Here is a 23,361-nt window from a genome sequence, read left to right on the forward strand (position 1 = left end):
ACGGGATGTATGGGCAGGAAACGTGGACGCGATATCGACGGGTGGCTGATTCTCGACAAGCCGCTGGGTCCGACCTCCACGGATATGGTCAACAAACTCCGTTGGGCGTTTGATGCGAAAAAAGCGGGGCATGGCGGGACGCTCGATCCGCTGGCGTCCGGTGTGCTGCCGATTGCGTTCGGTAAGGCGACACGGACCATTCCCTACATCATGGATGCGACAAAACGTTATCGTTTCACGCTGACTTTTGGGGAAAGCCGCACGACGGACGATCTTGAGGGCGAGGTTCTGGCGACGTCGCCGAACCGTCCGACCGATGAGCAGATTCTTGCTGTTCTGCCCGCGCTGACAGGTAATGTCATGCAGGTGCCTCCCGTGTTTTCGGCACTTCGGGTCGGGGGAGAGCGGGCCTATGACATGGCGCGCGCAGGTCGTCCGCCCGAGCTTCCACCCCGTCCGGCGCGGATCGATTCGATAACGCTGGTGGAACGTCCGGATGCGGATACGGCCGTTTTTGACGTGCAGTCGGGCAAGGGCGTCTATATGCGCTCGCTGGCGCGGGACATTGCGCTGGCCTGTGGAGCGGTCGGGCATATTTCGGTGCTGCGGCGGACGAAGTGCGGACCGTTCGATCTGAGCCACGCCCTGACGGTCGATCAGATATCACTGGACAAATCGACTCAAACTGTGGACAACGCCGATGCTCTTCCGGCTCCTCTGCTGGATGCGGCGACCGCGCTGGTCGACATCCCGGCGCTGGCCGTCACCGATGCGGAGGGAAGGGTGCTTGTCTGGGGGCAGTCGATAGACCCTTCGGACCTCGTGCATCCTCTGCCGGCATCGTCACAGGGGAAAGACCATCTGTGGCGCGCGATGATCGGAGAGCACGTGCTGGGTCTGTGTCATGTCCGTCATGGGCGGCTCAGGGCAGCGCGGATGCTGGAAAACCACGAGTTTTTTGGAGAACACGATGTCGATTACCGCAGAACGCCGCACGGCACTGATTTCTGAGTACAAGCAGAGCGAGACGGATACGGGTTCGCCGGAAGTACAGGTTGCCATCCTGTCCGAGCGTATCGTCAACCTGACCGAGCACCTCAAGACCCACAAGAAGGACTTCCACTCCCGTCGTGGTCTTCTGATGATGGTCGGCCAGCGTCGTAGCCTGCTGGACTATCTGAAGCGCAAGGACCAGGCCCGTTACCAGAGCCTGATCGAGCGTCTCGGCCTGCGTCGCTGAGCTGATCTGTCCGGGAGCATGCTCCCGGACACCCTCGCCATCGCCTGTCCGGCGGTGCGGGTGCGCGACCGGCGTTTCAGGCCACATGGTGTCGTGCCGGGGACTTCCCGCCATCACCGCCATGCCGTCCGAAACGCTGCTCCGCCACCTGCCGGACGCCCGGAGATGGTTTCACCCTTAATTTGGGAAAACATGCATGTTTGATTATTTCCGTAAGGAAATTGAATGGGCCGGACGCCCCCTGATCCTGGAGACCGGCAAGGTCGCTCGCCAGGCAGACGGCGCCGTCATGATCACTTATGGCGATACGGTTGTGCTCTGCACCGCCGTTGGCGCCAAGAGCGTCAAGCCGGGACAGGACTTCTTCCCGCTGACGGTCAACTATCAGGAAAAGGCTTACGCCGCCGGCAAGATCCCGGGTGGGTTCTTCAAGCGTGAAGGCCGTCCGTCCGAAGCCGAAGTCCTGAACGCCCGTCTGATCGATCGTCCGATCCGTCCGCTGTTCCCGGAAAACTTCCGCAACGAAGTCCAGATCACCGCAACGGTTCTGAGCTACGACAACGAGAACGATCCGGCTCTCGTGTCGCTGATTGGCTGCTCGGCTGCGCTGACGCTTTCCGGTATTCCGTTCTTTGGTCCGGTTGCCTGCGCCCGTATCGGCCGCATTGATGGCAAGCTGGTCGTGAACCCGGTTCATGACGAACTCAAGGACAGCACGCTCGACCTGATGGTCGCCGGTACGGCCGAAGGCGTGCTGATGGTCGAATCCGAAGCCAGCGAGCTTTCGGAAGAGACGATGCTTGAAGCCGTCACGCTGGGACACACGTCCTTCCAGCCGGTTATCGATGCCATCATCGCGCTGGCAGAGCACGCTGCGAAAGCTCCGTGGGATCTGCCGTCGCTGACGAAGGAAGAAATCGCCCTTCGCAAGCGCGTCGAGAAGGTCGGCAACAAGCTGATGGCGGAAGCTTACAAGGAGCGTCAGAAGCAGGCCCGTTACAAAAAGGTTGCCGAAGCCAAGGACCGGATCAACGAGATTCTGGCCGAGGAAGGTCTGGACCTCGAACTCGCCAAGCCGATGCTCAAGGAGCTTGAGGCGCAGGTCGTTCGCGGGTCCATCCTCAAGACCGGCATCCGCATTGATGGCCGTGACCTGAAGACGGTCCGCCCGATCCTCGCCGAAGTCGGCATCCTGCCGCGCGCTCATGGGTCGTCCCTGTTCACGCGTGGCGAGACGCAGGCCCTTGTGGTCGCGACGCTTGGCACGGGTCAGGACGAGCAGATCATCGACGCGCTGGAAGGGGAATACCGTTCCAACTTCCTGCTGCACTACAACTTCCCGCCGTATTCGGTCGGCGAGTGTGGTCGCATGGGTTCCCCCGGCCGTCGTGAGATCGGACATGGCAAGCTGGCATGGCGCGCGATCCATCCGCTGCTGCCGACCAAGGAAGTCTTCCCGTACACGATGCGTGTGGTTTCCGAGATCACGGAAAGCAACGGCTCGTCCTCCATGGCGACGGTCTGTGGCTCTTCGCTTGCGCTGATGGATGCGGGCGTTCCGCTGCCGCGTCCGGTGGCTGGCATTGCCATGGGCCTGATCAAGGAAGACCGCGGCTACGCCGTTCTGTCCGATATCCTTGGTGACGAAGATCACCTCGGCGACATGGACTTCAAGGTGGCCGGTACGGCTGACGGCGTGACCGCGCTGCAGATGGACATCAAGATTACGTCCATCACGCCGGAAATCATGAAGATCGCGCTGGAGCAGGCTCGTGAAGGCCGGCTTCACATCCTTGGCGAAATGTCCAAGGCGCTGACGGAAGGCCGTTCTGACGTTTCGGGCAATGCTCCGAAGATCACGACGATTTCCGTGCCGAAGGAAAAGATCCGCGACGTGATCGGTTCTGGTGGCAAGGTGATCCGCGAGATCGTCGAATATTCGGGTGCGAAGGTGGATATCGGTGAAGATGGCACCGTGACGATTGCTGCTGCGAACGACGAGCAGGCCCAGAAGGCCATCTCCCGGATCGAAGGCATTGTTGCTGAGCCGGAAATCGGCCGTATCTATGACGGCAAAGTCGTCAAGGCTGCTGATTTCGGCGCGTTCGTGAACTTCCTTGGCCCGCGTGACGGTCTGGTTCACATTTCCGAACTGGCTGAAGGCCGCGTTGCGAAGACGTCCGATGTCGTCAAGCAGGGCGATGCCGTGAAGGTCAAGGTCATCGGGTTCGATGATCGCGGCAAGGTCAAGCTCTCCATGAGGGTTGTCGATCAGGCCACGGGTGCCGATATTACGGAGAGCGTGGGGGCCCGACCGGCCCGTCCGCCCCGTCGCGACGCCGAGTGAGTGTTGGGGCGGGGCTCACAAGGCCCCGCCTTTTTTTTCTGAGTTTCGGAGACAGCCAGTCCCCATGAAATCTATTGATACCCTCCGTTTTGGTGGTCAGGACGTGCTGCCTCTGATCGAAGGGGGCAAAGGTGTCTCCGTCTCTACGGGCGTCTCGGCCGGACACTGGGCCGCTGCGGGCGGGATTGGGACCATTTCGGCTGTCAATGCGGACAGCTACGATCAGGACGGTCATCCGGTTCCGCAGGTCTATCATGGTCGCACGCGCCGCGAGCGCCAGCAGGAACTGATCCGCTACGCGATTGATGGCGGTATCGCGCAGGCGAAGATCGCCCACGAGATTTCGGGCGGCAGAGGCCGAATCAACGTCAATATCCTTTGGGAAATGGGTGGGGCCGAAGAGGTCATCATCGGGATCCTTGAAGGCGCTCCGGGGCTGGTGCATGGTGTGACCTGTGGCGCGGGCATGCCGTACCGCCTGTCTGACATCGCGGTCCGTTTCGGCATTCCCTATTATCCGATCGTCTCTTCGGGACGGGCGTTCAACGCTCTGTGGCGGCGTGCGTACAGCAAGGCGCCGGAACTGCTGGGCGGCGTGGTTTACGAAGATCCGTGGCGTGCGGGTGGCCATAACGGTCTGTCCAACACGGAAAATCCCTTTTCGCCAGAAGATCCGTATCCGCGCGTTCTCGAACTGCGCCGTGTCATGCGGAATTATGGTCTGGGCGAGACGCCAATCATCATGGCCGGTGGTGTCTGGCATCTTGAGGACTGGCAGGACTGGATCGGCAATCCGGAGCTGGGGCCGATCGTGTTCCAGTTCGGAACCCGCCCGCTTCTGACGCAGGAAAGCCCGATCCCCGATGCCTGGAAGCGCCGTCTGCTGACGCTGAAGGAGGGGGATGTATATCTCAACCGCTTCTCCCCGACCGGTTTCTATTCCTCGGCCGTCCGCAACAGCTTCCTGCAGGATCTGTGTGAGCGCTCCGAGCGTCAGGTGCCGTACAGTCAGGAAGCTGGCGACGGCTACGAGGCGTCCTATGGCGTTGGTGCCCGCAAGCGCGAGGTTTTCGTTCCCGCCGCCGACCGTCCGCGGATTGCGGACTGGGAAGCCGCGGGCTTTACCGAGGCTCTGCGGACGCCGGACGATACGCTGGTCTTCGTGACGCCCGAAAGCGCGCGCGAAATTCTTGCCGACCAGACGGCCTGCATGGGATGTCTTTCGCAGTGCCGGTTCTCTAACTGGATGCAACGCGAGCCGTATACCAACGGCCAGAAGGCGGATCCGCGCTCTTTCTGCATTCAGAAGACGCTCCAGACCATTTCCCATATTCCGCCCGGTGCGGATGAGGATAATGTGGTCGACCATAACCTTATGTTCGGCGGCACGAATGCATGGCGTTTCGGAACTGACCCGTTCTACGCGAACGGCTTTGTCCCGACGGTCAGCCAGCTCGTGGAGCGTATTCTGACCGGTCGCTGATGGCCTCTGACCCGCCGCTTTCCCGCCAGACGCCTCCCTCCCGCGCCTCACAGGGGCGGGAGAGACCGCTTGATTTTCTGAAGCAGTTTCTGGCGCGTCATTCGGTTCCCGTCAGCCCGGAGCAGATTGCTCCGGCAGAAGGAACCCGGGCGGCGGTGGCGACGGTCGTAGCGCTGCTTCCCGCGATTTATGAACATCAGGCCGTTCTGGCCTGGGCTGGCTTTGCCGCCTTCTGGAGCTGCCTGATCGAGCCGGGCGGGACGGCGCGTGAGCAGTTTCGTATTCTTGGACTTTTTACGGCGTGCGGCACGATCCTTGGAGGCGTGACGTCGCTGATTGCGGTGTACCCACTTTGGGGTGTGCTGCCCTGGCTTGCGCTGACGGGGCTGATGGCGGGTCTGGCTAGGGCGCTGTCGCCGTCCATCGCGCTGCTTTGTGCGCTGCTGGGCTGTGTCATGCTGGCGGGCACCGGGTTTCCGGCGCATAGATTTCAGGACGCTCTCGTCGTTGCTCTTGCGTTTGGTGGCGGGGGACTCTGGGCGGCATTTCTGTGCCTTGTGGTCTGGCCGCAGCATCCTTACGCCCCTGCGCGACGGGCTGTTGGAGCCTGTTACCGGCTGCTGTCGGTCATGGCGGGCGAGATCGCAGCGGGGCGACTTCAGGAAACCGTACACCGGCAGAATGTGCGTACGGCCATCGAGCGGGCCCGGGGGCTGGCGCTTCAGATCGATGCCGGACATGCGAGTTACGGTATGCGCGGGAGGCTGATTGCCTCGCTGGCCGGGGCAGAACGTCTGTTTACCGCCATGTTGGCCGTGGAACATCTTGTCGAAACCCGTGGGCTGGATTTTGAGGCGCGGGGCACGCTGGCGGCTTTTTCAGCCCTGTGTCAGCACGCGAGCGACGCGGCGCTCGAACCTGCGCCTGATCTTGAACATCTGGCCGCTGAAGGGCTGGCGCTGGCGGCGAGTATTCCTGCCACGGCGGGGCCGGTTGGTGAACTTGTGGCGACCAGTGCGCGGACGCTGGGAACACTGGCCGAGGGGTTGGCGCAAAAGGCGCGGCTCCCGTTCGATGCTGAACTGCCACGTCATGCGGCGCGTCTGACGCCGACGATCTGGCAACATGCGCTGCGTCTCGTGGTGGGTCTGCTGGCGACCTATCTGACAAGTTGGTGGCTGGATCTGGATTATGGTTTCTGGGCGCTGGTCGCGGTGCTTCTGGTGATCCAGCCCTCCGGTCAGACAACGCTGGTGCGCGCGTTAGAACGTGTGTTGGGAACGCTGGGTGGTGGTGTGCTCGCGCTCTTGCTCACGCCGTTCCTGCCGGGTTCTGCGCAGATGCTGGCGGCGGTGGCGCTCTTTGTGATCGGGGCGATCGCGATGCGCGCTGTCAATTATACCATGCTGGTTGTGTTCATCAGCGCGCAGTTCATTGTCGTGACGGAAATGCTCATGCCATCGCAAGGCATTGCGTGGATGCGGGTTCTGGATAACACGCTCGGCAGTGTCATCGGACTGTTGTGTGCGTTCATGGTCTGCCCGCAGCGCCGAGGACAGGACATGGATGGCCTGTTGCAGGCGGCAGTGATCGGCAATCTGCGGTACGTCTCGGCTGTGTTGAAGCGGGAAGATCCCGTGATGACAGATCGTGTCCAGCGTCAGGCTGGGATCGATACCACACGGGCCGAGTTTGCTCGTGGCTCGCTTCCCGTTCTGGGCGGGGTTTCGGCAGTGGGAGAGCGCGCGACACAGGCTCATGCCCTGTTGCGGGCGCTGCGTCGTCTGAGCGGGGAGGCGACGTTGCTGCGGTTCGATATTTCGGCTGGGTTATGTGAAGGTGATGCTCAGGCCGGGGAGCGCTGGAGCGCTACGGCTGCGGCTCTTGAGGCGGGCGCACCCTTCGCAGACATTGCCCGGAAGATCGAAAATGGAGACGTCATGGCCGAGATCGCCGCCCTGGAGCGTGCGGGACGCAAGACTGTCTGATCCCGGAGGCGGAGAACCGCCTCCGGTTTTCATGAGCAGATATGATGGGGTTCAGCGGCGCCCACCGGGGCCATGACCGCCCGGGCCGCCGCCATGATTGCCGCCGCCCATTCCTCCGCCGCCCGGCCTTCCCGGTCCCTGACCGCCTCCGGGTCTTCCGCCACCAGGTCCATGGCCAAACCCACCTCCCGGTCTGCCATCGGGCCTCCCCTGTCCACCGGGACCATGGCCGGGTCCTCCAGGCCGGGGGCCGGGACGTACGCCGGGAGGCCGCCCCGGGCCGCGTCCGGGATAGGGGCCGACGTAATAACCCGGTCCCCAGCCCCAGCCTGGGCCCCATGTGCTGCCCCAGCCGCGATTATAGGTGCTGCTGTAATAGCCCCCGCCGCCATAATAGGTGCCGTATTGGCCGGGGCCGCCATATTCATAGTCACCGCAGCCCGACAGCATTCCCAGAAGGCAGAGCGTACCGCCAAGGCGCAGGAAGGATTTTGTTGTCCAACGGGTCATTTCGCATCTCCTGCCGCGCTGGGATCATGCCATTCCATGACGCCGAAGGCGGCGCCGCTCGGGTCGGCGAGGACGGCGATCATGCTGTTCTGATGATCGGGGTGGGGCTGTACCAGAACGCGTCCTCCCAGCTGCACGGCTTTTTCGGCGGCACTCCCGACGCTGTCCACCTGTATGAAGCCGATCCAGCGCGCGCTCGCATCTGGGGGCAGGCGCGCCGGCAGGGGATTGACGGTCGCACGGGCGATGGACTGTGAGTCCAGAATATAGTGCTGGTGCGTGTCGGGCGGAGGCGCGTCTTCAACCTGATAGCCGAAGAGTTTCTGGTAGAATCCCGCGCTGGCTGCGGGAGCCGGGGTCAGGATTGTATGCCAGATCCAGTCGCCCTGAGCCGTGTCGTCCGTATCGTCACGGTCGCCGTGAGAGGTGTGCAGAGCGGCGAAAAGCGCGCCCTGCGGGTCGGCGATAATGGCCTGTTCGCCACGGCCCGGAACAACGGTCGGACGGTACAGAATTTTTCCGCCCCACTGGAGCGATTCCTTGGCCACTGTCGGGACGTCGAGTGCCGAAATGAACGGAAGCCAGAGCGGCTGGGGCGGATTATCCGTATCGGGGAGAGGACGTTCGACCAGCCCGGCTACGACATGGCCGTTGACCAGCGCCTCGGCATAATGGCCGCGCGAGACGGGGCGGTCCTGAAAATTCCAACCCAGAAGCGCACCATAAAAGGCCTTGGCTTTGGGCAGATCGGGCGTTGTGAGCTGCGTGTAGACGATCTTGCCGGGCAGGGTTTTTGAGAGCGCGGCTGGCGTCTCAGCGGTGTTGGCTGTCTGTGCAAGCGCATCGGAAGCGAAGGCTGTTAGGCCGAAACTGAGAGTGAGGGCGGCTGACAGCGTGACGGCGACCGTACCTGTTCGGGAGAGGCGGGAAAAGGGCGGCAAAGGCGGCACTCCTTCTGTTCTGATCTGCACGGTGCACCTTCGGGACGATCGGCAGGCCGGAGGGGAGCATCCTGTGGCTCCCCGCAATAAAGGCATGACGTTTCACGTCCCATTCCGTTCCCGGAATGCAGCAAAAATGTGGCGCGGCCCTGAGGGGGCAGATCTTGGGGGATCAGATCAGGGCGAGTTCGGCCAGCTCCTTCCGAAGCTGTGGCGGGAGATCGGCAATGCCGTCATGACCAAGGCTGCTGTCCAGATCGGGGGGCGCGTCCTTGGGTTCCAGATAGCGCCAGCCCTGAAAGGGCCGCATCGGGCGTGGCTGGACCGGGATGATTTCATCGGACACGACGATCAGCGTGCCTGTGCTGCCATCCGGACGCTGGGCGCTTTCCAGACCAATGATGGGCTGGCGGCACAGGACCATGCCGTCCATCACACGATACAGGGAGCCACCGTCCAGAACCTCCTCGGCCCGTTTGGGCATGGTGCGGGTCTGGACGGTGGCGTGGCCGTTGATGCGGTAATGGTTCAGCCGTTCGCGCAGGACTTCGATGCTCGGGCAGCCGACGGCCAGTTTGATGATGTTCAGCATAGATGTCGGGTGCCCTCTTTCAAACTCTCAGTGCGTGCCCATGGCGTTCTGGGACTGCGAGACGAAATCGTTGATGAAGCGCGTCTTGTCGATGGACTGCACGATCTTCACCTTCCGCAGACCCATGCCCTTCGGAGCGGTTGAATCCGGCCAGATATGGGCGTGACCGTAATCCATCCCGTGGTCGATATTGACGTTCATGATGGCCGTGACGGATTTCGTGATCAGTGTCGGATCAACGGCGATGGCGGAGGTCAGTTCATCCCAGAGCGGTAGCGGCGCCTGATACTTTTGCAGATAATCCGTGACGGCGTTGTGCTTTGCATTGATGCGGTTTGCGAGTTCAGGCGTCATCATGATGTCGTTCGAGACGTTGCCGACGCAGGTGATGGCGGGCCATGGCGCTGTCAGGGCGATCTGGGCGGCTTCGGGGTCCATGATCAGGTTGAAGTCGGATGCGAAATCGGCGTTGCCGGTGACGGACATCATGCTGGCATCGAGCAGGCCGCCCATGAAGACGAGCTGTTTGGCGGTTTCGGCGAAAGTCGGGTCGATCCGAATGGCGAGGGCGAGGTTTGTCAGCGGACCTGCGGCGATGATCGTGACCTGATGCGGATGGGCGTGGACCTCACGGATCAGGAACATGGCGGCTGGAAGCGCGTCGGCGGTGGTATGGGGGGCGCCTTCAGTCAGCTTACGGACGGGCGGCTGTGTGGCCGGGACGTGTTCGATGGAGCCAAGGCCACCCCATGCGCCCTTCCACGGAATGATGCCGAACTGCTGTTCGCGCAGTTTCGTCTCCGCGACGGTGTTGACCAGCGGCGTGGTGGCGCCATCGGCGACGGGGATCTGTGTCTGGTGGGCAATTTCCAGAAAGCGCAGGGCATGTGCCGTGCCCGCGTTTTCCCAGTCATCGCCGACGACGGAGGTCAGGCCGAGCAGCGTCACGCCGGGGCGGTTGAGCAGGGGAATGATGGACTGGATGTTGGAACCACCCGGACCGAGGAAGTCGTTGTCGAGCACGACGTAATTCGGAGCGGGAGCCGCGTTCGCTGCGGCAAGCGGGGCGAGTACGGTGCAGGCAGCCAGAAGGGCAGAGAGAATGGATTGGCGCATGGTCTCTTCCAGATGGATTAAGACCGGATCATGCCCTCAAGTGACGAGGCGCGCCAGTATCGCTTCAAGACGAAGCCGTCCTTCGCCGGTCGCGCGCAGGATGCCGTTGCCCCGTTCGAGATAGTTTTCCTCGATGCAGGCGTCGAGCAGGTGCGGGTCCACACAGTCCAGAAGCGCGCGACCCGTGCGAGCGGCGAACTGGGCTTCGTTGATGCCTTCAGACAGGCGCAGGCCCATCAGCAGGGCTTCGCGGCCTTTTTCTTCCGGCGTGAGAAGGGTTTCTTCGGTACTTCCGGAGCCGGTTTTTTCAACCCGTTCGGCCCAGGGTTCGGGCGCACGGTGACGGCGGATGGCGTAAAGTTCGCCTTCCAGCGTCAGGCGGCCATGAGCGCCGGGGCCGATGCCGATATAATCCGCATAGCGCCAGTAGGTCAGGTTATGGCGGCTCTCGGCGCCGGGACGGGCGTAGTTCGAGACTTCATAAGGCAGGAGGCCGTGACGGGCGGCGATGTCGCCGGTCAGGTCATAGAGGCGTGCGGCGGTGTCTTCGTCGGGCAAGGTAAGTTCGCCGCGTCGGTGCATGGCTTCGAACTTTGTGCCGGGTTCGATGGTGAGCTGATACAGTGACAGGTGATCGGCCACGAGATCGAGCGCTGTGGTGAGTTCGTCCGTCCAGTCGGCGTCGCTCTGGCCGGGGCGGGTGTAGATCAGGTCGAAGGAGATACGCGGGAACAGGGTTCGGGCGGTTTCGAGGGCGCGGATGGCCTGCGTGGCGGAGTGTTCGCGGCCGAGCTTGTGCAGCGCATCGTCTCGCAGGCTTTGGACGCCGAGCGAGACGCGGTTGACCCCGGCCTGACGGAACGCCGCGAATTTTCCGGCTTCGACGCTGGTCGGGTTGGCTTCGAGCGTGATTTCCAGATCGTTTTCGGCGTCGAACAGGCGGTGTGCGTCTTCGATCAGGGCTGCAACGGTTTCGGGTTCCATGAGCGACGGTGTGCCTCCGCCGAAAAAGATCGAACGGAGGGGGCGTTTGACGCCATCGCGCGTCAGACGGGCGGCATCATGGGCCAGTTCACGGCGCAGGGCTGCGGCGAAGCGCTGCTGCGGGATCACGTCCCGAACATGGGAGTTGAAATCGCAGTAGGGGCACTTCGCCAGACAGAACGGCCAGTGGATGTAGAGGGAAAGCGGCTCGGCCAAAGGACGGGACCTCAAATGGCGATCCGGACGCCGAATTCCACCACGCGATCGGGCGGAATGCGCAGGAACTCGGTCGTGGAGGCCGCATTGCGCTGGAGCAGGAGGAAGATCCACATGCGCCAGAGTTGCATCTTCGGCACGCGGGAGCGAACGACGAGTTCATGCGATGTGAAATAGGAGGCCTGAATGGCGTCGAACGCCACGCCGAGCGCGTTCAGTTCCAGCAGGGCGCGGGGCAGGTTGGGCATCTCCATGAAGCCGTAGCGGACGATGACGCGGTGAATGTTGGGCGCCAGTTCCTGAACGATGGCGCGGTGGCCGCGCTCGGCTTCCGGTTGGTCGAGGTTCTGGACCGTCACGAAGAGGATGTGATCGTGCAGGACCTTGTTGTGCTTGAGATTATGCAACAGTGAGTTCGGCACGATATCGGGGTTGGCGGTCAGGAAGACGGCCAGACCGGGAACACGGATCGTGCGGGACTGCGGCAGGCGCGCGAGGAAGGAGCCCATCGGCATGGAATCCGCCTGCTGGCGGGCGGCGATGAGGCTGCGGCCGCGCTTCCAGGTGGTCATGATGATGGTGCTGATGATGCCGATCGCGAGTGGGACCCAGCCGCCATCGGGGATCTTGAGCACGTTTGCAGAGAAGAAAATGCTGTCCACGATGAAGAAGAAGCCGAAGACGATCGCGACCGTGGCGGTCTTCCATTTGAAGACGCGGCGGAACACCACCATTGCCAGCACGCAGGTGCACAGGAATGTTCCCGTGACAGCGATGCCGTAAGCGGCGGCGAGGGCCGAGGACGTGCGGAACGACAGCACCAGAACCAGTGCGCCAAAGGCCAGAATCCAGTTCAGCGACGGCAGATAGATCTGCGCTTCTTCCGACGCGTTGGTGTGCATGATGCGGGTGCGGGGCAGGTAGCCGAGCTGGATGAGCTGACGGCACAGCGAGAAGCTGCCCGAGATCCCAGCCTGCGAGGCGATCACGGTTGCGAAGGTCGCAAGGATCAGCATCGGGATCTGCGCCCAGTGCGGCACCAGAAGATAGAACGGGTTGGACAGGGCATGCGGATTATGGATCAGCAGGGCGGCCTGTCCGAAATAGTTCAGCGTCAGGGATGGCAGGACGAAGAACAGCCAGGCCTTGCGGATCGGGGCGCGTCCGAAATGGCCCATATCGGCATAAAGCGCTTCCGCACCCGTCACGGACAGGACGACCGAACCGAGTGCGATGAACGACAGGTAGCCGTGCATGATGATGAATTCGAGCGCGAAAGTCGGCGACAGGGCAAGCAGGATATGGGGGTAGAGCAAGATCCCCTTGACGCCAAGAATGGCGAGAACCGCAAACCAGGCCACCATGATCGGGCCGAACGCCTTGCCGATCTTGCCGGTTCCCAGCACCTGAACCGAGAACAGCCCGACCAGAACGATCATTGCCAGCGGGATGATGATGTGGCTGGCCGACGGCACGGCGGTTTCGATGCCTTCCACGGCTGAAAGGACCGAAATGGCGGGGGTGATAATACTGTCGCCGAAGAACAGGCAGGTGCCAGCAATGCCCACAAGGCCGAACAGCCATCGGAAATGCTGCGACTTGCAGACGCGCTGGGCGAGGGACATGAGGGCGATGATGCCGCCTTCGCCGTCATGGTCGGCCCGCATGATGAGGATGACGTATTTGATGGTGACGATGAGCATCAACGCCCAGAACGTCAGGCTCGCAAGCCCCATGATTTCCCAAGGCTGGGCGGGCATCTTGGGGGAACTGACAATGCTGACGGAGGATTGCAGCGCATAGAGCGGGCTTGTGCCGATATCGCCGTAAACCACGCCCAGAACCGTAAGCAGCGCGCCCATGCCGGCGGGGCGCTTGTGGCTGGAACCGTCATCTTCGCCACCGATCTCGTGGGTATGGCCTTCCGAACGGGCCTGCTCGATCGTCTGGACGACGTCGCCGGAGTCGTTGGGAATCCCTACGCCATGAGGAGAGTTTGAGGCGCGGTCACCGTCATGTTCAGGCATTGCTGGTTCCATTTACGGGCGTCAGTAGAGTGCCGTCATCTCCTGTCGCAGCACTGGTCAAGCGCGCTCCACATCACGGCAACTTCCCCTCATGACAAGATTTCTGCGACGGACGCAAGCCGTGCGTCAGGATTGTGGCACGGGACGGCTTCCGAAAATGGCGGTTCCCACCCGGACGAGCGTTGCGTTTTCGGCAATGGCGGTTTCAAAATCGGCAGACATCCCCATCGAAAGTACCGACAGTCCGTGCCGTTCTGCGGTTCTGCGCAGGAAGTGGAAATGGGGCGCAGGGTCTTTATCCTGGGGGGGGATACACATCAGCCCCCGGATTTTCGAGCCGAACTTTTCGAGGCAGGCTTCGATGAACGCATCGGCTTCGTTGCGCGGAATGCCGGATTTCTGCGGTTCATCGCCTGTATTGACCTGAATGAGAAGGTCGGGAAGGCGCCCGGCTTTCTGCGCGGCTTTCTCGATCGCGTCTGATAGAGACGGGCGGTCAAGGCTCTCGATCACGTCCGCGATCTGGCAGGCTTCGAGGGCCTTGTTGGTCTGAAGGCCGCCGATGATGTGCAAGCGCAGGTCCGGAAAATGGTCGCGAAGCTGCGGAAATTTGGAGGCGGCTTCCTGTACACGGTTTTCGCCAAACAGGCGCTGACCGGCTTTCAGTGCTGCTTCGACGCTCTCGATCGGGTGGAACTTGCTGACGGCCACGAGAGACACGTCCGCCTCTGCGCGCTCGGCTTTTTCGCAGGCTTGAGCGATACGATGACGGATGGCGGCGAGGTTTTGGGCAATAAGATCGGACATGTCGGGAGAAGACGCCATTGCGTCCGTGGCCGCAAGATGCGATTTCGGCAGGATGCGAGAGATCGATAGCCTGTCATGACCCAGCCCCCATCCAACAAGCCTCCCCGCAATCCGGCCTCCGGAACCCGGAATGCTGGACCGCGTCGTCCCCAAAATGGCCGTATGCCGCAGCGTCGCCCTGCGCCGGACCCGACGCGCGACCTTGCCTTCGATATTGTCTGTGGGGTGGTCGAGCATCGGCGGATGCTGGAGACGACGCTGGACCGTGCGGGACAAGGACTGGACCCGCGGGATCGGGCCTCGGCCCATCGTCTGGCGGCGACAACCCTGCGTCATCTCGGCAGCATGACCGAACTGCTTCAGCCGTTATTGCGCCGGGAACCGCCCGAGCCGGTGCGTTGCGCGCTGCTGATGGGCGTGGCGCAGTTGCTGCATCTCGAAACGCCGCCCCATGCCGCGGTCGGGACAATCGTGGATCTGTTGCGCCGTCGCGGTCTGGCCCCATTCGCGGGGCTAGCCAATGCCGTGCTGCGGCGTGTTTCGCGTGAAGGACAGGAGCTTCTGGATGGTCTGGACGTGGACCGGCTGGATGTGCCGCCCTGGTTGTGGAGCGCGTGGGGCAAGCGGGCTCGGGCGATTTCGCGCGGGTTGCATCGTGAGGCGCCGCTGGATCTGACGCTGCGTCCGGGAGCTGTCGCACCGGAGGGTGGGGAGGTGCTGCCGACAGGGTCCGTCCGCTATCCGGCCGGGACGCGCATCACGGCGCTTGAAGGGTTTGAGGACGGCGCGTTCTGGGCGCAGGACGTGGCGGCCACGATGCCCGTGAAGCTGATGGGCGATGTGTCGGGCAAGACCGTCGTGGATCTCTGCGCAGCGCCGGGCGGCAAGACGGCCCAGCTTGCAACGGCGGGCGCGCAGGTTGTGGCGGTCGAGCGTGAGGAATTGCGGGCGCAGCGGCTTGAAGACAATATCGCGCGGCTGAAGCTGTCCGCGAAGACGGTTGTGGCCGATGCCGCAACATGGCGTCCGGACTCTCCGGTGGACATGGTTCTGCTGGATGCGCCGTGTTCCGCGACGGGCACCCTGCGCCGTCATCCAGACGTGTTGTGGATCAAGCGCCCGCGCGACGTGACGGCATTGGCGGAAGGTCAGGATGCGCTGATTGATGCCGCGCATGAAATGCTCAAACCGGGTGGCGTGCTGCTTTATGCAGTCTGCTCGCTTCAGGACGAGGAAGGTCCGGAGCGGATCAAGGCAGCGATTGCGCGCGGTGGATGGAAGTTCGATCCGTTTTCAGAAGCGGAACTGGCCGATATGGCCGTTGCCCGGACATGGGACGGGATGTTCCGCACCCATCCGGGCCTTTGGAGCGAACTTGGCGGCATGGACGGCTTCTTTGCCGCGCGTCTGATCAAGGTCTGAGGCCAGTCGGCATCGGGAGTGTTCCCGATGCCGGATGCGCTGTCTTCAGGGCGCCGGGTTGGAGTGGACCTGATGGATGGCGTTGATCTTCTCTTCCAGCTCTGGCGTGATGACGACATCTGCCGCGCCGAGAATGGTGCGGAGCTGATCGACGCTGGTGGCGCCAATGATGTTGGATGTCACGAACGGGCGTGAGGTGACGAACGCGATCGCGAGTTGGGTAGGGTCGATCCCCTCCTCACGAGCGAGGGCGTGATAGGCCGTGATGGCGTCGTCAACGCCGGGCTTTTCGTAACGCTGGCCACGGTTGAACAGCGTGGTGCGGGCCCCGGCGGGGCGGGCGCCGTTCAGATATTTTCCGGTCAGATAGCCCTGCGCGAGCGGGGAATACGCCAGCAGTCCGACCTTCTCGTGCAGCGCCATTTCGGCAAGACCGATCTCGAAAGTCCGGTTGATCAGGTTATAGGCGTTCTGGATGGAGGCGACGCGCGGCAGGCCCGTGCGGGAGGCTTCCAGAAATTTTGAGACGCCCCACGCGGTCTCGTTGGAGAGGCCGACATGGCGGATCTTGCCTTCGTTCACGAGATCGCCGAGCACGCCGAGCGTGTCTTCGAACGGAACGGCGGAATCCTCCGGCAGGTCGCGGAAGGTCGTGCCACCTTCGCCGAACAGGCCCACTTTCCGGTCGGGCCAGTGGAGCTGATAAAGGTCGATGTAATCGGTGCCGAGGCGGCGCAGGGAGCCTTCGAGCGCGTAGCGGATCTGTCGCGGGGTGAGGCGTGCTTCCTCGCCATCAGGGCGGAACCACGGCATGGCCGTTCGTCCGACGACCTTGCTGGCGATGACGAGACGGTCACGGCCGCCGCGCGCCTTCAGCCAGCTTCCGATGATGGTTTCGGTTGAGCCCTGCGTCTCGGCGCGGGGCGGGATGGAATAGAGTTCGGCGGTGTCGATGAAATTGATGCCGTGGTCCAGCGCCATGTCGAGCTGGGCGTGGCCCTCGGTTTCGGTGTTCTGCTGACCGAAGGTCATGGTGCCGAGGCAGATTTCGCTGACGGCAATGCCGGTGCGGCCAAGTTCACGCTGTTTCATGGAAAAGACCTGATCAGAAAGATGGGGAAGCCTCTAGCATGAACAGAGCCGGGCCATTGATCAAGGCGCGGCTCTGTTCATGCTCTGCTTATGGGGCCAGCGTGACGATGACGCGCAAGCCCCCACCGGTTCGGTTTTCAAGGCGGACATCCCCGCCTTGGCCATGCAGAATGGTACGGGCAATGGCGAGACCAAGGCCGGTTCCACCGGTTTCGCGATTGCGGCTGCTCTCGATGCGGACGAAAGGTTCGAACACGCGGTCCAACTCGTTTTCAGGCAGGCCCGGGCCATTGTCTTCGATCAGAATGCGGACCGCATTGCCTTTTTCGCCGGGGCGGGTGGCTGGAATGAGTGTGACATGGGCGTCCCCGCCATATTTTAGGGCATTAAGGATAAGGTTGTTCAGGGCGCGTTTCAGTGCGACCGAGCGCGCCTTGATGCGGACGGGCACATTGGGCGGTTCGTAAAACAGGTCGTCCGCCTTTTCGGGCAGGCTCTCGGCGGCTTCGTCCATGATGGTCTGGAGCAGAGCGCGCAGGTCCAGCGTGACGATGGGTTCGGCGGAAGCGCTGTCACGTCCGAAGGCCAGCGTGGCGGAGACCATGGCTTCCATCTCGTCCAGATCGGCCAGCACCTTGTTGCGGAGTGCGTCGTCATCGATGAACTCGGCGCGCAGTTTCAGGCGCGTGATGGGCGTGCGCAGATCATGGCCGATGGCGGTCAGCATGAGCGTACGGTCCGTCACGAAACGGCGGATGCGCGTGGCCATCGTATTGAAGGCAATCGCGGCACGTCGGATTTCGGAAGGGCCGTTTTCGGGCAGCGCTGCGGTGTTGACGTCCCGGCCCAGTGCCTCGGCGGCATTGGCAAGCGTCGTGACGGGGGCGATCAGGCGGCGTGTGGCCCAGACGATCATGGCACTGCCGGCAATGGACATGACGAGGAACGCGATCAGAAAGGTCGGCGATCCGAACGGGTTGGGCAGAGGGGTGACGAACCGGACCACGACCCAGCAGTCCCGGTCCGGCAGGAGGATCGAAGTGGAGTGGGTTCGCAGTTTCTGGCCGATCAGGACCTTGCGCGGATAAAGGGACGACGGCAGCAGCGCCCATCGCACGAAGGGCGGCATATCATGCCGGTGCAGGCTTCCCGGGAAGCGGGGGTTTCCTTCCATCGGGGGAGGCATATGGCCGTCCATCGGGTTCCCCATTGGACCCGGCACGGGTCCACCCAAGGGCGTACCGGAAGGGCCGGGGGGCATGTGGAAATCCGGGCCGTTCATGCCGGGTTCGGGAAAACCGGGTGGTCCCATATGCGGGGGCATGTCCGCACCCGGATGTGGGCCGTTTTCGTCCATCATGCCGGGCTGGGGAAAGCCATCGCGCGGATGATGCAGGAAAGGGGCAGACACTCTCGGGGGGAGGGGAATTTCATGTCCCTCGATCAACGGGTCCGGCTCTTTGAGAAGCAGGACCGTGACGTTGGAGGGGACACGCAGGTCTTCGATCGCGTCGCGACGGTCAGCGGGGCTGGCTTCCGCGATCGTGCGGTAGATCGAAAAGACCTGTACCTGCTCTTCATGGACCTGACTGCGTTCTTCCAGATCGAAGCGGTCCAGCGCGTGGATGGCCAGTCCTGCGGCTTCCACGATGGCAAGCCCCACAATCAGCAGGAGGCTGGTGCGGGTGACGAGAGATCGTGGAAGGATATGCATTCCGGTCAGAGACGCTCGACTTCTGCCGCGAGGACATAGCCCCCGCCGCGCACCGTCTTGATGACCTGCGCGTTGCGGCCGTCGTCTTCGAGCTTGCGACGCAGGCGGCTGACCGCGACGTCGATGGCGCGGTCGAACGGTCCGGCCTGACGGCCACGGAGCAGTTCCAGAAGCATGTCGCGCGTCAGCACGCGGTTTGCGCGTTCGAGCAGCGCCATCAGCAGGTCATACTCACCACCGGTGAGGGAGACTTCCGCACCATCCGGGTTCAGCAGGCGACGACGGACGGGATCGAGGCACCAGCCCGCGAAGTGGATCTTGCGGGTATCGGCAACCTGTCGCTTGTCTTCAACGTCGATCGTCCGGCGCAGCACCGCGCGGATGCGGGCGAGCAGTTCGCGAGGGTTGAAAGGCTTGGCGACGTAATCGTCCGCACCGAATTCGAGGCCGATGATCCGGTCGGTTTCATCGCTCATGGCGGTGAGCATGATGATGGGGACGTTGTCCTGCGAGCGCAGCCAGCGCGCGACTTCAAGACCGCTCTCGCCAGGCAGCATCAGATCCAGCACCACGAGCTGGTAATGCCCGTTCGCCCAGGCCTTGCGCGCTTCGCGGGCGTCACGGGCCGCTGTGACGCGGAAATGATTGCGTTCGAGGAACTGACTCAGCAGTTCGCGGATTTCGCGGTCATCATCCACGACCAGAAGATGGGGCAGTGTTTCCGTGCTCATGACCAGAGGCCTTTCAGGAATGCTGTGACCGCGTTCGGACTGCGTGTGCCGCCCCCTATATGGGACGGCACTGCGGCGAGGTCAGGCCAGCCAGGGCGGGACAGGCAGGTTTTTCGCACGCAGGAACTCCGGGTTGAACAGCTTGGACTGATATCGGGCACCACCGTCGCATAGAATTGTAACAATCGTATGTCCGGGTCCAAGGCGGCGTGCGGTGCGGATTGCCGCAGCGACATTGATGCCGGACGAGCCACCGACCGAGAGACCTTCCTTCGAGGTCAGGGAGAAAATCTGCTCCAGCGCCTCGGCATCGGGAATACGTTCGGCGTCATCGGGGGCCGAGCCTTCCAGATTGGCGGTCACGCGGCCCTGACCGATTCCTTCGGTAATCGAACCCCCGGTAATGGTGAGGTCGTTGGACTTCACCCAACCGTAAAGGGCGGAACCTTCCGGATCTGCGAGAACCACGCGCGGTGCGGTCTTTCCGGCTGCTGCGGCCTGATCGCGCAGGCCCAATGCGATTCCGGCCAGCGTTCCGCCGGTGCCGCAGGCGCAGGTGAAGGCGTCGATTTTTCCGTTCGTCTGTTCCCAGATTTCGCGGGCCGTGGTGGCGCGGTGGCCTTCTCGGTTGGCGGTGTTGTCAAACTGGTTGGCCCAGAAGCCGCCGATTTCTTCGGCGAGACGGCGCGAGACATGGACGTAATTGCCCGGATCACGATAGGGCTTGGCGGGGACAAGACGCAGATCCGCGCCGATCATGCGCAGAAAGTCCAGCTTCTCGCGGCTCTGTGTTTCCGGCACGACGATCACGGCCTTGCAGCCTACCGCATGGGCGACCAGCGTCAGGCCGATTCCCGTATTGCCGGCCGTTCCCTCAACGACCGTGCCGCCGGGTTTCAGGGCGCCGCTTTTCAGGGCATCATTGATGATTGCAAGAGCCGCGCGGTCCTTTACGGAGCCTCCGGGGTTCATGAACTCGGCCTTGCCGTAGATATTGCAGCCGGTTTCCTCGGACGCGCGTTCAAGGCGGATCAGGGGCGTGCCCCCGATCGCGGTGGTCATACCCGGGGAGACGGTCTGCCATCCGATCGTGGCAGCCTGGCGGTTCGGAGAGAGGTCGGTCATACGGTAACTCCTGTGCTGGCCTGTGCTGGGTGAATTATAGAACGTGTTTTGGAAGGATGAGAAAGAGCATGAAGGTTCTGACAGCAAGGCAGGCGTGGGACATGCTTGAAAAAAAGCATGGAACGGGCTCTGAGAATGACGCGCAGCCTGTTCTGGTGGATGTGCGCACGCCGCCGGAATGGATGCATGTGGGATTGCCCGACGCGGATGCGATGACCGCGCCGCTTCTGTGTGTGACCTGGCAGCCTGACCTTCAGCGCGAGTTTCTTGAGGCCCTGGTCGAAGCCGTTCCCGACCAGCAGACACCGCTGCTGTTCCTGTGCCGATCGGGTGTGCGGTCACATCATGCCGCACTGCTGGCGGAAAATGCCGGTTATGCGGATGTCAGCAATATCGTGGACGGATTCGAAGACCAGCACGGCCCCGGCAAGGGCTGGCGGTCCAGCGGCCTGCCGTCGGCTTACATGCCGCTGTCGGGTTCCTGATCCGCGTCGTAATGCACTTCCAACACGGCGCACCAGGGATAGCGGCTGTCGTAGCTGTGCCCTGAACTGTCGGCGATCATGCCGTTGGCATCCGTGGGAACATGGGTGAGGGCCACGGCATCATCCACGTTGCCGCCGACAATGCTCAGCTCGTGTCCGAAAGGCTGGGCATTCTGGTTGGTGGCGGAGACAATGCCGCAATGCGCCGGAAAGCCGTAGCTGGTCGGCAGCATGGAGAAAGTGACGGTCTTGCTCTTGCCGCGCCCGACGCAGATCAGATCGCCGAGCTTGGGGGCGTAGGTTCCAGGATCATGGGCTGTGACGCCGCTGGACTGTCCGCTGGCGGCAGCGTTGATATAGGTCGAATGATTGGGGGAATACGGGAAACGCCCGTTGGCGCCCGCGATGCGCATCACATACGAGATGAATGCGGCAGACCAGGCATAATGGCCGTCATGCTCGATCTCGAAGCGGGTGCCCTGGGAATCCGTCTTGCCCGTCCAGCCGACTTCCGTCTCATACGGATCCTGTCCGATCCACCAGTACTCGCCGATCCGCTGCCACAGGCCGGGGAGCCGTTCGGGCTTGAGCGCGGCCTCCGTGGGTTCGGGGCGGTCTTCGGGATTGTCGTCCGAGACGGGGGAGCCGAACATCCGCCATTCGCGCAGGGCGATGGCCGCAACGTCCTGCCGGTTGAACGGCTCGAAGTTGCGGGTGGCGAAGTCCGGAACATGGACGTCGTAACCTACCGGACCAGTGGTTCCGTTCGCATACTGGGCGTTCGGCGTGCGGGCCGGATACGGGCTGACACTCTGCTGGCTGGAACATGCAGCCAGTGCGAGCAGGGCGGCCGTAGCGGCTGCTCGCCTGAAAAGATGCGAATCTGGCACTATTATCCTCATGTACCCGTCATGACCTCAACTTGAACGGCATGTGACACAGAGCGTCAAGGATGGGGGCTGACTGAGGGAGGGGCCACGGCCTGCCATGCCTTTATTTTTATGCAGGTTTTCTGAATGGCAGGCAGTCCTACGGGAGGAAACCAGAAGCCCAGCAGAGCCGTGGATATTCCAACACAGAATATTGTCTGCATCCGTGACATGGGTCTTGTTCTGAACAGGAATGTGAGTGTGACGATACAGACAATCGGCAGGAGGCCGAGATAGATCAACAGACAGCGGGTGAAGAGGGGCTCGCTTGCCGGGTTGTCCATGGCCATACCGAACCCGATGCAGAGTGCGGGGAGAAAGACGCTCGCGGTCAGCCCCAGAACAGCGTTTCCCGCCAGGAACGCCCGAATGATCCGAAACCACAGCGGAGCGTAGCCCTTGCAGGGTGACGCAGACGTCACGGAGTATCGGGAAACAGTGACCGCAGCCCGGCTTCACTGGCGTCGCAACGGCCGCGCTCCGTGATGAGGCCCGTCACGAGGCGGGCTGGCGTGACGTCAAAGGCCGGATTTGCGGCCGGACTGCCGAGAGGCGCGATGCGGACGCGGCTGGCGTCTCCCCGGTTGTCGAGGCCTGTCATGAACAGCACTTCGTCGGCGCTGCGCTCTTCAATCGGGATTTCCTTCACGCCGTCACGCACGCGCCAGTCGATCGTCGAGGATGGCAGCGCCACCCAGAAAGGGACGTTGTTGTCATGCGCGGCAAGGGCTTTGAGATAGGTGCCGATCTTGTTGGCCACGTCGCCCTGCGCGGTCACGCGGTCCGTGCCCACGATGACCATATCCACGCGTCCGGCCTGCATGTAATGGCCGCCGGCGTTGTCTGCGATGACGGTGTGCGGCACGCCGTGGCTGCCGAGTTCCCATGCCGTCAGGAGGCTGCCCTGATTGCGGGGGCGCGTTTCGTCTACCCAGACATGCACGGGGATGCCTTCGTCATGCGCCATGTAGATCGGGGCAAGGGCCGTGCCCCAGTCCACGGTGGCGATCCATCCGGCATTGCAGTGCGTCAGAAGATTGACCTGTCCCTGACGGCCCTTACGCTCCCAGATTTCACGGATCAGCTCAAGCCCGTGACGACCGATGGACTCATTGACCTGAACATCTTCGTCGCAGATGGCATCGGCTTCGGCATAGCCCGCGGTGACACGCTCGGCTTCGGGAATGGCCTTGAGGTGTTTGACCATACGCTCGATGGCCCAGCGCAGGTTGATGGCAGTCGGGCGCGTGGCGACGAGGAAGGCTGCAGCCTTATCCAGAGCATCGTCGGAAGCATCGTCCTGAAGGGCGAACACCAGACCATAGGCGGCGACGGCCCCGATCAGCGGGGCCCCGCGCACCTGCATGGACGTAATGGCCTCGGCCACGCCGCCGACGTCGCGGAGTTCCAGAAGCTCCACAGCCCAGGGGAAGCGGGTCTGGTCGAAAATCCGGATGCTGTTGGCATCGTCGGACGGGCGCCAGAGGCTGCGATAGGAAATGCCGTTGATTTTCAAGGGAACGCTCCTCGGAAGGCCGGAAAGACGGGGCTGCAACGGGAGCGCGAACGACCCCATGCTGACTGAACTGCTGGGTTCTGCATGTGCGTGATC

The 23,361-nt window shown here is 62.7% G+C and carries 21 protein-coding genes; 7 read left to right on the forward strand and 14 right to left on the reverse strand.

Features of this window, described 5'->3' with window-relative positions:
• Window positions 1-9 precede the first annotated feature (9 nt).
• The 5 genes from truB to JK208_RS00685 all read left to right on the forward strand — a co-directional run bounded on the left by truB (window position 10) and on the right by JK208_RS00685 (window position 7,058).
• Window positions 10-1,011 (forward strand): tRNA pseudouridine(55) synthase TruB, encoded by a 1,002-nt coding sequence (truB, locus tag JK208_RS00665; RefSeq protein WP_211573972.1) that lies wholly within the window; start codon window positions 10-12, stop codon window positions 1,009-1,011.
• Window positions 971-1,240 (forward strand): 30S ribosomal protein S15, encoded by a 270-nt coding sequence (gene rpsO / locus JK208_RS00670; RefSeq protein WP_011253110.1) that lies wholly within the window; start codon window positions 971-973, stop codon window positions 1,238-1,240. The genes truB and rpsO overlap by 41 nt, the downstream gene beginning before the upstream one ends.
• A gap of 196 nt (window positions 1,241-1,436) precedes the next feature.
• Window positions 1,437-3,587, forward strand: a complete 2,151-nt coding sequence (gene pnp, locus JK208_RS00675) for a polyribonucleotide nucleotidyltransferase (protein ID WP_211573973.1) — start codon at window positions 1,437-1,439, stop codon at window positions 3,585-3,587.
• 64 nt (window positions 3,588-3,651) lie between these two features.
• Window positions 3,652-5,070, forward strand: coding sequence for a nitronate monooxygenase family protein (locus JK208_RS00680; RefSeq protein WP_194261833.1), 1,419 nt, complete (start codon window positions 3,652-3,654; stop codon window positions 5,068-5,070).
• On the forward strand, window positions 5,070-7,058 hold the full coding sequence (locus JK208_RS00685) for an FUSC family protein (RefSeq protein WP_211573974.1): 1,989 nt from the start codon (window positions 5,070-5,072) through the stop codon (window positions 7,056-7,058). The genes JK208_RS00680 and JK208_RS00685 overlap by 1 nt, the downstream gene beginning before the upstream one ends.
• 51 nt (window positions 7,059-7,109) lie before the next feature.
• Here JK208_RS00685 and JK208_RS00690 read toward each other — a convergent pair whose 3' ends face one another.
• The 7 genes from JK208_RS00690 to JK208_RS00720 all read right to left on the reverse strand — a co-directional run bounded on the left by JK208_RS00690 (window position 7,110) and on the right by JK208_RS00720 (window position 14,269).
• Window positions 7,110-7,568: a hypothetical protein gene (locus tag JK208_RS00690; protein WP_211573975.1), complete on the reverse strand. Its 459-nt coding sequence runs from the start codon at window positions 7,566-7,568 to the stop codon at window positions 7,110-7,112.
• On the reverse strand, window positions 7,565-8,539 hold the full coding sequence (locus JK208_RS00695; RefSeq protein WP_349291948.1) for a VOC family protein: 975 nt from the start codon (window positions 8,537-8,539) through the stop codon (window positions 7,565-7,567). Before JK208_RS00695 ends, JK208_RS00690 begins: the two co-directional genes overlap by 4 nt.
• Window positions 8,540-8,681: 142 nt before the next feature.
• Window positions 8,682-9,101, reverse strand: coding sequence for a DUF1489 family protein (locus tag JK208_RS00700; protein WP_211573977.1), 420 nt, complete (start codon window positions 9,099-9,101; stop codon window positions 8,682-8,684).
• Between the two features lie 27 nt (window positions 9,102-9,128).
• Window positions 9,129-10,217, reverse strand: a complete 1,089-nt coding sequence (locus tag JK208_RS00705; RefSeq protein WP_211573978.1) for a nucleoside hydrolase — start codon at window positions 10,215-10,217, stop codon at window positions 9,129-9,131.
• Window positions 10,218-10,253: 36 nt separating this feature from the next.
• Window positions 10,254-11,417 (reverse strand): radical SAM family heme chaperone HemW, encoded by a 1,164-nt coding sequence (gene hemW, locus JK208_RS00710; protein ID WP_211574308.1) that lies wholly within the window; start codon window positions 11,415-11,417, stop codon window positions 10,254-10,256.
• A gap of 11 nt (window positions 11,418-11,428) precedes the next feature.
• A complete protein-coding gene (locus JK208_RS00715) occupies window positions 11,429-13,456 on the reverse strand; it encodes a potassium transporter Kup (RefSeq protein ID WP_206032963.1) in 2,028 nt (675 codons plus the stop codon).
• Between the two features lie 114 nt (window positions 13,457-13,570).
• Window positions 13,571-14,269 (reverse strand): YggS family pyridoxal phosphate-dependent enzyme, encoded by a 699-nt coding sequence (locus JK208_RS00720; RefSeq protein WP_249201858.1) that lies wholly within the window; start codon window positions 14,267-14,269, stop codon window positions 13,571-13,573.
• Window positions 14,270-14,326: 57 nt separating this feature from the next.
• On the opposite strand from JK208_RS00720, the gene JK208_RS00725 reads away from it, so the two are divergent.
• On the forward strand, window positions 14,327-15,673 hold the full coding sequence (locus tag JK208_RS00725; RefSeq protein WP_211573979.1) for an RsmB/NOP family class I SAM-dependent RNA methyltransferase: 1,347 nt from the start codon (window positions 14,327-14,329) through the stop codon (window positions 15,671-15,673).
• Between the two features lie 45 nt (window positions 15,674-15,718).
• On the opposite strand, the gene JK208_RS00730 is transcribed toward JK208_RS00725, so the two are convergent.
• The 4 genes from JK208_RS00730 to JK208_RS00745 all read right to left on the reverse strand — a co-directional run bounded on the left by JK208_RS00730 (window position 15,719) and on the right by JK208_RS00745 (window position 20,335).
• On the reverse strand, window positions 15,719-16,765 hold the full coding sequence (locus JK208_RS00730; RefSeq protein WP_211573980.1) for an aldo/keto reductase: 1,047 nt from the start codon (window positions 16,763-16,765) through the stop codon (window positions 15,719-15,721).
• Between the two features lie 88 nt (window positions 16,766-16,853).
• On the reverse strand, window positions 16,854-18,479 hold the full coding sequence (locus JK208_RS00735; protein ID WP_211573981.1) for an ATP-binding protein: 1,626 nt from the start codon (window positions 18,477-18,479) through the stop codon (window positions 16,854-16,856).
• A gap of 5 nt (window positions 18,480-18,484) precedes the next feature.
• Complete coding sequence (locus JK208_RS00740) at window positions 18,485-19,210, reverse strand: response regulator (RefSeq protein WP_194254179.1); 726 nt, start codon at window positions 19,208-19,210, stop codon at window positions 18,485-18,487.
• 81 nt (window positions 19,211-19,291) lie between these two features.
• Window positions 19,292-20,335: a cysteine synthase A gene (locus tag JK208_RS00745; protein ID WP_211573982.1), complete on the reverse strand. Its 1,044-nt coding sequence runs from the start codon at window positions 20,333-20,335 to the stop codon at window positions 19,292-19,294.
• Between the two features lie 68 nt (window positions 20,336-20,403).
• On the opposite strand from JK208_RS00745, the gene JK208_RS00750 reads away from it, so the two are divergent.
• The gene (locus tag JK208_RS00750) at window positions 20,404-20,820 is read left to right on the forward strand and encodes a rhodanese-like domain-containing protein (RefSeq protein ID WP_194266718.1); all 417 of its coding nucleotides are present in this window, start codon (window positions 20,404-20,406) and stop codon (window positions 20,818-20,820) included.
• Here JK208_RS00750 and JK208_RS00755 read toward each other — a convergent pair.
• Genes JK208_RS00755 through mtnA form a run of 3 tightly spaced genes read right to left on the reverse strand, consistent with a single transcriptional unit; the run spans window position 20,796 to window position 23,265 of the window.
• Complete coding sequence (locus JK208_RS00755) at window positions 20,796-21,722, reverse strand: DUF2272 domain-containing protein (RefSeq protein ID WP_249201859.1); 927 nt, start codon at window positions 21,720-21,722, stop codon at window positions 20,796-20,798. The two genes, JK208_RS00750 and JK208_RS00755, sit on opposite strands and share 25 nt — an antisense overlap.
• 44 nt (window positions 21,723-21,766) lie before the next feature.
• The gene (locus JK208_RS00760; protein ID WP_211573983.1) at window positions 21,767-22,171 is read right to left on the reverse strand and encodes a hypothetical protein; all 405 of its coding nucleotides are present in this window, start codon (window positions 22,169-22,171) and stop codon (window positions 21,767-21,769) included.
• Window positions 22,168-23,265: an S-methyl-5-thioribose-1-phosphate isomerase gene (gene mtnA, locus JK208_RS00765; RefSeq protein ID WP_211573984.1), complete on the reverse strand. Its 1,098-nt coding sequence runs from the start codon at window positions 23,263-23,265 to the stop codon at window positions 22,168-22,170. Before mtnA ends, JK208_RS00760 begins: the two co-directional genes overlap by 4 nt.
• Window positions 23,266-23,361: the final 96 nt, after the last annotated feature.

Source organism: Gluconobacter sp. Dm-74 (genome assembly GCF_018256135.1).
GTDB classification, from domain to species: domain Bacteria; phylum Pseudomonadota; class Alphaproteobacteria; order Acetobacterales; family Acetobacteraceae; genus Gluconobacter; species Gluconobacter cadivus.